This is a genomic window from uncultured Meiothermus sp., assembly GCF_937863175.1.
In the GTDB taxonomy this organism is placed as follows: domain Bacteria; phylum Deinococcota; class Deinococci; order Deinococcales; family Thermaceae; genus Meiothermus.
This window is the reverse complement of record NZ_CALMCQ010000099.1, coordinates 1-11135: the sequence shown is the minus strand read 5'-3', so window position 1 is coordinate 11135 and position 11135 is coordinate 1. Positions and strand designations below refer to the sequence as shown.

The following is an 11135-nucleotide window of genomic DNA, read 5'->3' as shown; positions in this document are numbered from 1 at the left end:
GGAATGGTTCGATCGTCCGATTGAGGAAATTCTGCGGCGGATCAACGAAGTACCGGAAACCATCCGCGCTGCGGTGCGCAACAACGGCGGCGGCCACCACAACCACACCCTGTTCTGGGACATCCTGACCCCCGGCGGAGCCAGGCAGCCCGGCGGCAGACTGGCCGAGGCCATCACGGCAACCTTTGGCTCCTTCGACGACCTCAAAACCCGGCTGACCCAGGCCGGCCTGACCCGCTTTGGCTCGGGCTGGAGCTGGCTGGTGAAGGACGCCTCCGGCAAGCTGCAGGTCTACAGCACTGCCAACCAGGACTCCCCCCTGATGGAAGGCCACACCCCCCTGCTGGGCATTGACGTGTGGGAACACGCCTACTACCTCAAGTACCAGAACCGCCGCCCCGACTATCTGGCCGCCATCTGGAACGTGCTCAACTGGGACAAGGTAGCCAGCCGGTTCTAAGTGAACTTTTAGCAAAAAAGGCCGGGGAGCTCCCCGGCCTTGACGTTTGGATGTCTCAGGGTGCGGTGGTGAATGTGCGGCTTGTAGATGCAGTGCGACTGCCTTCGGCAGTAGCCAGGAAGACTGCCAGCCATCCGCCAGGCCCCGCAGCAGCGTCTACACTTGCGAAGGGTGCGGCCCCCTGGACATTCCAGGAATAGACTGTGGACGCGGGTAGCCCAAGCCCGACCGAGCTAAGATTGGGAATGGTCGTGCTGGCGGCTGTGGTTACCACCACATAATCGGGGTTTGTCCCAGGGCCGCTAAACACTACGAAGTGCACACCCCCCGAGAAGGGCGTATAGGAGAAGGTTGTGCTGTTGTTTACATTGGTAGCGGCATTTGGCGGCAAGCTTAGATCCGAGCCCGCCGGCACGGGAATCGAAACGCTGGTTGCATTGACGGCCAGACCTGGTTTGGTTGTTACCACACTGGTTCCTGCACCATTGGCCGCAGTAATTTGCATCTGGATGGTAGCCCCAGTGACATTGGGTGTGGTGTAGGCAAAATTGGTGCTGGCGCCGGTGTCGGTCAGCACACTGATGAGCGACCGATCCGCAAAGCCAACCGCCATGCGCTTGTTTCCAAGGTTGTATCCGGCTGGAAGCGCGACCGACCCCGAAATAGTAGCCTCGCTTACCCCGGACATAGTGACGTTCTGGCTGGCAAACGTTCCACCATCAGACAGCGCTACGTTGAGCTTTTCCCCATAGCCTGTGTAGTCGGTGGGCAGGTTGGTTCCATCAAACTGCCACTGAAGCGCATGGATATTCCCGGTGGTGGTAATGGGGCCAAACCAGCTTACCGTACCCATGTTATAAGCGCCCGTAGTAGTGTTGGCCGTCGCGCTATCCACCGCCTCGGGTGATCCAAAAGCAGTTCTGGCCACGTGGTTTGCCGGTTGGGGGAAGCCCGCGCCACCCGAAACCGTCCCGCTAAGAGCTGCTGATCGAGAAACACCTGGGGCAACCCCAAGAAAAACCAGGGTTGGATCGGTGCGGGTCAAACCCTTGTAAATGAGCGACTGGTTCCCAGTTACAACAGTTGCATCATAGGGGGGGGTGATCCCGCTTACGCTGAATGCGCCACTTGCATTGGTGGTTGTGCTGAAATTGGTGCCGCCAGAGGTAATGACCACTGGCGCACTGGCAACGGGTTGCAGATTGATACCAATTACCGTACCAGAGACATTGATGTTGGCGGGCGGATTGACGGTGATGTTAGCAGTGGCCGTTAGCGTGCCCGAAGTCGCAGTGAGTTGTACTGTGGTAGAGCTGGCTACGGTGGCTGGGGGGGTGTAGGTAACGGAAGTGCCTGTAGTTGCCGAGAGCGTACCCAGATTCGGACTGAGCGCCCAGTTAATGGTGCCAGTCGCATTGCTAAGGGTTGCGTTGAACGTTTGGTTTCCCGTCCCGGCGGTTAGTGTTGCAGTGGTGGGGGAAACCGTGAGGGTGGGTGTGGTTCCTCCACCTCCACCGGGACACGCGGTTAGTAATGGTATCAGACTCATGCTCAGAAGCCAGAATAGGCGTTTCATACAAACCTCCAAGCTCAACCGGTATGTTGGGTCTCGGGTTGTAGCCAGCTCGAGGCTAACAAGGCCAGCGTTATATCGCCGTTACTGAATTTGGGATACGGCAAGGCGATTTTTTCAATGCACACAGCAAAGCATAGTTTTGGAACGTTGTTTCACAAAATAAAACAAACAATTAACAAGCCAGGTTGTACAGAAGTATTTAGTGAATTGGGGTGTATTGCTACCTCACCGCTAATACACAATTTTGAGACGGCTTCCGTTTGCTGAGATGCTATCTCCGACAACCCGTGTGGAATGGGCATTTCAGACCGGGTAGCGCAATCAAGGCACAACAATAGAAAATGCCCGGTCGGCAGCAGCACCCGCTGCATTAGTGGTTGACACGCTATACCCCCCGTAAGGATTGCAGGCACTTCCCCAACCAGTGTTGACGTTAATCTGGCCAGGACTATTGTCAGGAGCATTGATAGTGGCGACTATCGGTCTGTAGTTGCTGAGTACATTCGGACTGGTTTGAATACAATAAAGACCTGTGCCAACTTTGGTGATGACCCAGGTAACTCCTGGACTCGAAGTTATTACATTGCCTGTGGAAGATATCCACGCCGAGGCACGGGTCGAAGTTCCACAGGTGACCGAACCATCTGCATTAATCGAACGAATGGTGTCTCCAGCCGCACAATTCCCGGTCACTCGGTTTTGCTTTCCGGTTACCGTTGCCTCGAGGGCATCCACTGCCGTTTTGAGGGCGGCAAAATTGGCGTTTATTTTGGCTGCGCTGAGCACTTCTCCCGCGCTAAAGGTATTGGGAATCGTCACTGCCATAGCCCACAAGCCTGTAGCTACCAGTGCTACACCCAAAAAGAAAAACTTAAGGTTACTTCCCTTCATGACTCACACTCCTAGGGGCCAAACTTAGTGTTGGCATCGTCAAACTTGCACTCGCTGTTATCAAAAACGGCCGGATTGGGACAGGCTGCACTTCCTCCCGGACCCCCACAAGAAACCAGCAAGAGCAACCCTAGTACGAGCACTATTGCCATATACCTCATGACTACCCCCTGGACTCACTCAGCCGACTGGTGACTTTGGGCAGAGCTTTGGTGAAATTAGCAAGCCCTGCGTTATGTTGGCGTTATATTTGGATTACTTTCCTGGTATTTTCTTCAACGCCCAGGCCACATAGCGGTTGTTCAGGAGGCGCTCGGAAAGATGGGTGGGTAATTGCTGGGCCAGGTCACGCAATAATTTCTGGGTTTCAAGCAAGTATGCGTTGCCACGTTTATCGCCCAGGGCCCGCGCCCGGGCATAGAGCACCAGGGGTAGGTCGTAAACACCCAGTGCCCACGGTGCGCGCAAATGGTAGGATTCTTCGGCGGCTTGCCGCGCACCCTTGCGATTGCCAGCCCGCAGGCGAGCCAGGGCCAACGCTGCCAGTGAACGGGCGGTGTGACGGTATTCCTTGCGGTTGCGCCAGAGTTCTACCGACACCTCCAGGGTTTGCTGGCTGTGCTCCAGATCACCCACCTCGAGAAGGGTAAAACCCAGATTAAACAACACATGGCCCAGGCGGGCACGCTCGCCCATCTCGCGCAGGTCGCGCAGGGCGGCCTCGAGTTCGCGCCGGGCTTCCTCCAGGCGGCCCTCGACCATCAGGGCATTGCCGTAGTCGGAGCGGAGCAGGGCCAGATCGCGCCAGGCCCCTACCTCGGCGGCCTCGACCAGGGCGCGCTGGACGGTGGCCTCGAGCTGGGGTTCCAGGCCCAACACGGCCGCATTCATCAGCAAGCCCTGGAGTGCGTCCCACAACGCCCACCAGTCGCCGCGCTCACGGGCTTCGTGGTAGAGGGCCTGCGACTCGTGCAGGCTGGTGCTGTAATCGCCCTTTACCCAGTCCACCATCACCTTATCGGCCCGCAGGCGGCGCAGCAGCAGGCCGTCTTCGAGTTCACGGGCAAACTCGAGGGCCCGGGCGTAGTCCTGGTCGTGGCGGAGCAGGTCGCCCAGGCGAAACCAGTAGCCGGAGAGATTGCGCATCGCCAGGGTTTCCATGGCCTGGTCACCGATATCGTGGAAGGCCCGGATGGAGGCCAGGAGGGGCTCGAGTTGTGCATCGGGGTCGCCACCTCGGTACTCGAACCAGGCCAGCTTGAAAAGGGCGTGGCCCCGCTGCCAGGGAGTCTGGGCCAGGCGCATGGCCTCCCGCGCAGCTTCGATACCCTCGGCTACCTGGCCCGAGGCCAGGGCCGCATCGGCATTGAGCAAAAACAGGCGGAAGCGCTCGTGATCACCCAAACTGTCGGCCAGGCGCGTCATTTCCAGGCGTTCGGGAATCTGCAATTGTCCCAGCGAGACCCGGGTTTCCGCCGCTTCGATCAACATGCGAAAGCGCTCGGGATCGGGTTCCAGTGGGGGACAGAGCACCTGGGCACGGTGGTAATGTTCCAGGGCTTGCCTGGCCAACGGCCCACGGCGGAGACTGCGCCCGGCCATCAGATGGGCCACATAGGCTTCTGCGCGTTGTCCCGCCGCTTCCAGGTGAGCAGCCAGTTGGGGCAAGGGGCCGCCCACCTCGCGCAAAGCATTGGCAATTCGCCCATGCAGCCAGCGACGGCGCGGTTCACTCATCTCGGCCAGCACCGCCTGCCGCACCAGCTCGTGGCGCAGGGTATAGCCGGTCGGATCGAGCCGCAAAAATCCAGTCTGGGTCAGGCTTTCCAACACGGCGATGGGAGCCTCGAGGTGACGTAGCAGTCCGGCTGCGAGCTCGGGCAAGAGGGGAAAGTCGGCCAGGGCCAGGGCTTGCAGAATGGGAATGGCCCCCTCGCCCAGGCGTTGCAGCCGCTCCATCAGGGCATCGCGCACACTAGGGGGGAGGGGCAGCTCGCGGTAGTCGGTGGTGAAGCCATCGAAGGGGGTATGCCAGGCCCCCGCTTCGGCCCGCAACAAGCCCTGATCGAAGAGATACCGCAGAATCTCGAGGACGTAAAATACGTTACCTTCAGTAGCCAGAAACAAGCGCTCGGCAAAGCGCTCGCCACCTTCGCGCTGGCCCGACATCTGGCGCAGCAGTTGTACCAGCGCAGGCTGATCCATGGGCTGCAGCAGGCGCTGGAACAGGCGGTCTTCTCTGGTAATTTCTTGCAGGATCAGACGCATGGGCTGGCTTTGCTGCAACGCCTCGGGGCGGGCGGTGCCGAGCAAGAAAAACCCCAGGCTGCTAGAGCGGCGCACCAGATAGGGCAAAAACTCGAGGCTGGCCCAGTCCAGCCAGTGTAAGTCGTCCCAGAGCACCACCCCGCCGGGGCGGACCATGGTCTGCAACGCCCGGCACAGGGCCTCAAAGAGCCGGGCTTTGTTGGGGTTGCTGGGCGGCAGGCCCAGTTCGGGTAGCAATTGGGCCAGTTCTTCACGCCAGGCAGGCTCGAGGTTGGCCAGTTTTTGCTCTTCGAGCGCCTGGCGCAGGGCTTCCAGTAAGCCGCTAAAGCCAATCCCCTGCCCGCTCTCACGCTGGCGGATGCGCAGGGTTTCAGAGGGACCAGACCCCACCTGGCGCTTGGCATACTCGAGGGCCAGACGGCTCTTGCCCACCCCAGGTTCGCCCAGAAGGAGGGGCAGGCCGCGCCCCCAGTGCGCCTCGAGCCAGGCCCAGTCCTCGCTGCGTCCCACCAGGGGGGGCTCGCTCAGCAGCTGAATCATGCTCTGCTGGGCAGGCAGGGGCTGTCCCTCCCGCAGTTGCTCCAGAAAAGCCTGGGTCTGCAGGCTGGGTTCCAGACCGAGCTGATCCCATAGCAGTATCCGATACTGCTCAAACTGTCGTAGCGCAGCCGAACGATCGCCCATCTGCAGGTGCAAACGCATGGCGGCTTGTTGTTCGGTTTCCTGGAGGGGGTCTTCGGCAAGAAGCTTGAGATAGACTCTGAGCGCCTCGGCAAAGTTGCCCGCTGCTTCCTGGCTGCGGGCCAGACCCAGCATGGCTTCGCGGTAGAGACGATCCCATCGCTCACGCTCGGGAATCAACCAGTCCCAATAGCTCTCCGACGCCTTGGGATCCAGTCCGGCCAGAAAGCCCCCCCGCCACAAAGCCAGCGCCTCCGACCAGGCCCCCCGGGCCATCTGGGCCAAAAAAGCCTCGAGGTCGGTCGCGACCGGCCCCAGCCCAATATGTTGTGGGTTTTGCTCAAACACCTGTTCCCAGGCCGTATTCTTCAGTCGGAAAAGTTCCTGGCGAAGATTTCGGCGCACCGCCTCTTCCTCGCCCTCCCACAACAGGTCGGCCAGGCGCCCGCGTTCGACGGCGTTGCCTGCCACCGCCAGGTAGGCCGCCATCGCCACCGCTTTGCGGGGCAGGCTCGAGACCGGCTTACCCGCTTGCAGAAGCCGTGGCGGGCCGAGCAGGCTAAGATAGAGGGCCTCCACATCCTCCCCTTATCCAATTCGCTCGAGGCTGATCTTGAATCGCACCAGAACCTCACTTACCAGGCCAGGCAGTTCCTCTTGAGGGCGGGCAGTCTGGTCTGAACCGCAGATTATGCATCTAGCATAGCCCTTAATAGCCCTCAAGGGCGGTTAGCGACCGGTCATCCGGGCCGCTGCTGCCTGCCAGTGGCTGCTGCGGGCCAGGCTGGAGCCGATCAGCACTGCGTCGAAGACATCTTCTATCTGGGCGAGCTGGGCCGGGTCGCTGTAACCCGACTCGGCCACCAGCAACCCGGCAAACCCCGCCCGCCGAGCCACCTGGCCCAACCGGGGTGCCGTGGCGCGGTCAATGCTGAGGTCGGCCAGGTTCCGGTTGTTGACCCCCACCATACGGGCCCCCGCCGCCAGTGCGACCTCGAGCTCGGCCTCGTCGTGCACCTCGACCAGCGCATCCAGGCCCTGTTCCCCTGCTAGCTTCAGATATGGCTGGGTCAGGCCGCCCAGTATAGCTACGATCAGCAGCACTGCCGAAGCTCCCATAGCCCGGGCCTGGGCCATCTGTACCGGATGCACGATAAAGTCCTTGCGCAGAACGGGTAAGTCCACCGCCTGTCGGACCTCCAGCAAATCCTGGTCGGATCCGGCAAAATAGTGCGGTTCGGTCAGCACGCTGATGGCCCTGGCCCCCCCGGCGGCATAGGCCTGGGCCACCCTGGCGGCCTCGAGCTCCACTGCAATTTCACCCTGAGATGGACTCTTGCGCTTGATCTCGGCAATGAGCGATAGGCCCGGCAACCGCAAGGCCTGGCTAAACGAGGGCGGGGCAACCGCCGGCACCGCCCACTCGAGCCCCTCGAGTCCGAACACCTCGCTATAGCGCCGTCTGGATATCTCCCCCAGTAGGCCCGGCACTCTGGATAGCTCTGGAACCATACCGCCTATGCTACCCCTTGGCCTGGTAGCCCCGCATGACAAGTTCCTGATACCTCGCAGTTCCCACTATTCTCGCCCCCTGTCCGAGCAGTCCACCGGCGCTGTGCATCCCCCGGCTTCCTGTGTAAAAACAGCGGCCTGAGCGGTCTTCCTAAAGAAAGATCCAGTCAGCGGGTAGAACTAGCTGCTTTTTTTGCCGTTGGGGGAGTGATAAATCGCGAGAAGCGAGATAAAGTCGTTTTTCCTGGTTCCCTGGCCAGACCCAATCAACCTCACTGCACTCGGTCTAAGATTTCTGCTACCATACCCCTTATGGAAGGCATTGTGCTGGCACTGGGAGGCGGTGGGGTACGGGGCGGAGCGCACACGGCTGTGCTGGACGTACTGACCGAGGCCAGGATTCCCATCGTCGGCCTGGCAGGCAGTTCTGCGGGTGCCCTGGCAGCCGCTGCCTATGCCTTTGGTATTACCGTGCACCACAAAGAGTTAAGTGAATGGCTGAAGGATCCCGAACTCGAGCGCCTGCAAAAAACCGGGGCTTTGTACCAGGTCAGTCGGCTACTGGATTTTGTGCGGCGGCCCTATCTGGCCGAGGGCACCCGGATTCGCCAGGGTTATCGCACCTTGTTTGGCGATCGCCGCATTGAAGAGAGCCCTGTTCCGCTGGTTATCCAGGCGTGCGATCTCGACACGGGCGAGGTGATCATGTTGCGGGCCGGGCCCGTATCCGAGGCGCTGGCCGCCAGCAGCGCAGTACCCAGTATTTTCCCACCCGTGCAGTGGCACGGGCGGCTACTCGTAGATGGTGATGTGGCCGAAAAGGTGCCCGTCACGGCGGCCAGGGCCTTACAGGCGGGGCCAGTCGTAGCGGTGGATATCTCCAATCGCACGCAGCCCAGCAAGCCCAAAAGCGCCCTCGAGGCCGCCCTGCAAGCCGGTGAAGCCTCGCGTCGCCGCCTCCTGAGCATGGCTCTGGCACAAGCCGATGTGGTGATTTCGCTGGCCGCCGACCCTCCCATCGAAACCTTCGACTACGCCAAGGCCGATCTGGCCTACGAACTGGGCCGCAAGCGGGCCGAGGAGGCGCTGCCAAAGATTGAGCAACTGCTCAAGCGCCAGTCCCTGACCAGACCGGAGGGTCAGACCATCCTCAGGCCCTGGTGGTCGCGTTTACTACAGCCGAAGAGCCAGCCGCAGAAACCCGACCAGATACCAGGCCAGCCCGAGCCCCGCAAACCCCAGACTCCAAAAGCCTAGCCCCATCCTCAGAGCGAAAACCGACAACAAGAGTGCGAGCCCCAGTGCAAAACCGTCCAGCATCGCCGCCTGAGCAAGCGCGACTGGCCGGCCCGATTTGAGCTGGTTGCGCTTCAACACCTCGATCAGGGTTAGTCCGGCGATCCCCACTCCGGCCAGCACCAGCCCCGCGCCCTCGAGCGCCGGCATCGGAGGGATGGCCCAGCCAAACAGGGCCAGGTTGAACAGTTGAACCGCAGCTGCCAGCGCATAAACCCAGCGCAACCCGGCCAGGCGGTGGGCTCTGGGACTCTGGGGCTCGAGCAGGGCCTGCAGCGCGGCGTTCATGTCCGCCGCATATTAGCAAAATGTTGCCAGACCAGCACCATCATCATCAGGCCCAGACCTATCAAATCGTATAGATGGTCGGAAGGAAGCAGCAGCAAGGCCGCCATTAACAGCACAATACGCATCGGCCAGCTGGCCGGCCCGTTGAGGTAGCCCATCGTAGCGCCGGAGAAGGCTCCCAGGCCGATGAAGGCCGTAGCCACTACCCAGGCCCCTTCGCCGAAGCCAGCAATCCCGATCAGCAGCAGGGCCGGGTTGAAGAAGACCATGTAGGCCAGCAGCGCCGTCCGCAACTCGTATACGAAACCCTGCACCCCGGTCTTGAATGGATCGGCTTTTGCGATGGCGGCTGCCGCATAGGCCGCGAGCGCCACCGGCGGGGTGGAGTCGGCCATGATGCCAAAGTAAAAGGCGAACATGTGAGCCACGATGCGCAGCACCGAGACCTCCTGCCCACCGAAGGTGACGGTGCCATAGACCGCGTCGAGGTTGGCCCCGGCATCGTTGCTGGCAATTCGGACGATTACCGGAACCACCAGACTGGCCATCACCACATAGTTGGCCGTAGTGGGCAGGCCCATACCCAGGATCAGGCTGATGAGCTGGGCCATAAACAGCGCAATTAGCAGATTGCCGCCAGAGACCGCCTGTAGCAGGTCGGTCAGGCCGCTGCCCAGGTTGGTGATCAGCACCATCCCGATGATGATCCCCGCCACCCCTACCGCAATGGCAATCCCCACCATGTTCCTGGCCCCGGTCGCCAGGCCGTCAATCAGCATCCTGCCAAAGCTGCGCAGGCCCTGTACTGCACCACGACCCGACCAAATGGCCCGGAACAGTTCCTGGGCCAACATCACCACCACCATCACTGCGATGGTATTGAGGGCGGCTCGCTCGGGGCTAAGTTGAGCAATCACCAGCGCCCAGATCAGGTATCCCAGCGGGATCAGGTAGTGAAAGCCAGTACGAAAGGTCTGGCTGAAGCTGGGCAGTTCCGAGCGAGGCAGCCCCTTGAGCCCCAGCTTGACCGCCTCGAGGTCGGCCACCACCAGCAGGGTGCTGTAGGCCAGCAGGGCCGGGATGACCGCCATGAGGATCAAGGAAGTGTAGGGAACCTGCAAGAAGTCGGCCATCAGGAAGGCTGCCGCGCCCATTACCGGGGGCATCAGCTGGCCGTTGGAGCTGCTGGCCACCTCCACCGCTCCCGCTTTTTCCGGTGGATAGCCGGCGCGCTTCATAGCCGCAATGGTGAAGTTGCCGCCCGTCACCACGTTCGAGACCGATGAGCCCGAGACGATACCGTTGAGTGCAGAGGCCACGATGGAAGCCTTGGCCGGGCCGCCACGCACCCCGCCCAGCAGGCTGAAGGCCAGGTTGGTGAACCACTCCCCCGCGCCACTGCGATCCAGAAGCGCCCCAAACAGCACAAACACAAACACCGTGGTGGCCGAGACCCCGATGGGCGTGCCCCAGATCGAGTCGGAGGTGTTCATGAAGAGCTGGCTGATCAGGGCACGCCACTGGTAGCCACCGTGTAGTTCACCCAGGGCACCCGGCAAGGTGAAGCCCAGGCTGCCCTGCGGCCCGCTCAGGGCGTAGAGCATGAAGGCCATGGCGATCAGGGGCATGGCCGGCCCCAGCGCCCGCCAGGCCGCCAGCATCAGCATCAGGATGGTGACGCTGCCCACCCAGACGTCTACCCGGTTGGCCACCCCGCCGCGCAGGTCAATGAATGCGGGGTACTCGAGCACCACGTACAAGGCTGAAAGCACCGCCACCATCCCCAGCACCCAGTCCAGCCAGGGGACGCGGTCGCGGCGGCTGCGCTTGCCGAAGGGGTAGACCAGAAAGACCAGCGCGAAGGCAAAGGCCAGGTGCATGGCCCGGAAGAAAAAGGAGTCGAGGGTGCCAAGGTAGGTGGCCCAGACCTGAAACAGGCTCCAGCCCACAGCCAGACCCAGAATCAGCCAGCGCGACCCGCCGGTGGGCTTGCGCCCGCCCAGTTCGGCCTCTTCCATAATCTTCACTGCTTCTTCCGGCAGATCGTCCGGTTTGTGATTGGTCATAGCGTCTCCCGGTTATAGCAGCACGGCGTATAGCGGCATTTTGCTTACAGCCCATAGTCTTACATCATTTTCTCATTCTGCAAAGGGAGCAAAAAAC

Annotated in this window: 8 protein-coding genes; 2 read left to right on the top strand and 6 right to left on the bottom strand. The window is 61.2% G+C overall.

Features of this window, described 5'->3' with window-relative positions; all coding sequences use genetic code 11:
* Positions 1–460: superoxide dismutase (locus Q0288_RS03955; RefSeq protein ID WP_299427511.1), on the top strand; the 460-nt coding region annotated here is incomplete at its 5' end.
* Positions 461–515: 55 nt separating this feature from the next.
* Here Q0288_RS03955 and Q0288_RS03950 read toward each other — a convergent pair.
* From Q0288_RS03950 to trpC, 4 genes are all read right to left on the bottom strand, one after another.
* Positions 516–2036, bottom strand: a complete 1521-nt coding sequence (locus Q0288_RS03950) for a carboxypeptidase regulatory-like domain-containing protein (protein WP_299427508.1) — start codon at positions 2034–2036, stop codon at positions 516–518.
* 321 nt (positions 2037–2357) lie between these two features.
* The gene (locus Q0288_RS03945; RefSeq protein ID WP_299427505.1) at positions 2358–2927 is read right to left on the bottom strand and encodes a hypothetical protein; all 570 of its coding nucleotides are present in this window, start codon (positions 2925–2927) and stop codon (positions 2358–2360) included.
* Positions 2928–3182: 255 nt separating this feature from the next.
* Entirely contained in the window at positions 3183–6455 is a 3273-nt protein-coding gene (locus tag Q0288_RS03940) for an AAA family ATPase (RefSeq protein ID WP_299427503.1), read from the bottom strand.
* A gap of 150 nt (positions 6456–6605) precedes the next feature.
* Positions 6606–7388 (bottom strand): indole-3-glycerol phosphate synthase TrpC, encoded by a 783-nt coding sequence (trpC, locus tag Q0288_RS03935; protein WP_299427500.1) that lies wholly within the window; start codon positions 7386–7388, stop codon positions 6606–6608.
* Between the two features lie 312 nt (positions 7389–7700).
* Here trpC and Q0288_RS03930 point away from each other — a divergent pair, with 312 nt between their 5' ends.
* Positions 7701–8645 carry a patatin-like phospholipase family protein gene (locus Q0288_RS03930; protein WP_299427497.1) on the top strand — a complete coding sequence of 315 codons (945 nt, stop codon included), beginning with the start codon at positions 7701–7703 and terminating at the stop codon, positions 8643–8645.
* Here the strand turns inward: Q0288_RS03930 and Q0288_RS03925 are convergent.
* Together Q0288_RS03925 and Q0288_RS03920 are read right to left on the bottom strand one after the other, a co-directional pair.
* The gene (locus Q0288_RS03925) at positions 8562–8972 is read right to left on the bottom strand and encodes a hypothetical protein (RefSeq protein WP_299427495.1); all 411 of its coding nucleotides are present in this window, start codon (positions 8970–8972) and stop codon (positions 8562–8564) included. The genes Q0288_RS03930 and Q0288_RS03925 overlap by 84 nt on opposite strands.
* A complete protein-coding gene (locus tag Q0288_RS03920) occupies positions 8969–11038 on the bottom strand; it encodes a TRAP transporter permease (protein WP_299427493.1) in 2070 nt (689 codons plus the stop codon). The genes Q0288_RS03925 and Q0288_RS03920 overlap by 4 nt, the downstream gene beginning before the upstream one ends.
* Between the last annotated feature and the right edge of the window lie 97 nt (positions 11039–11135).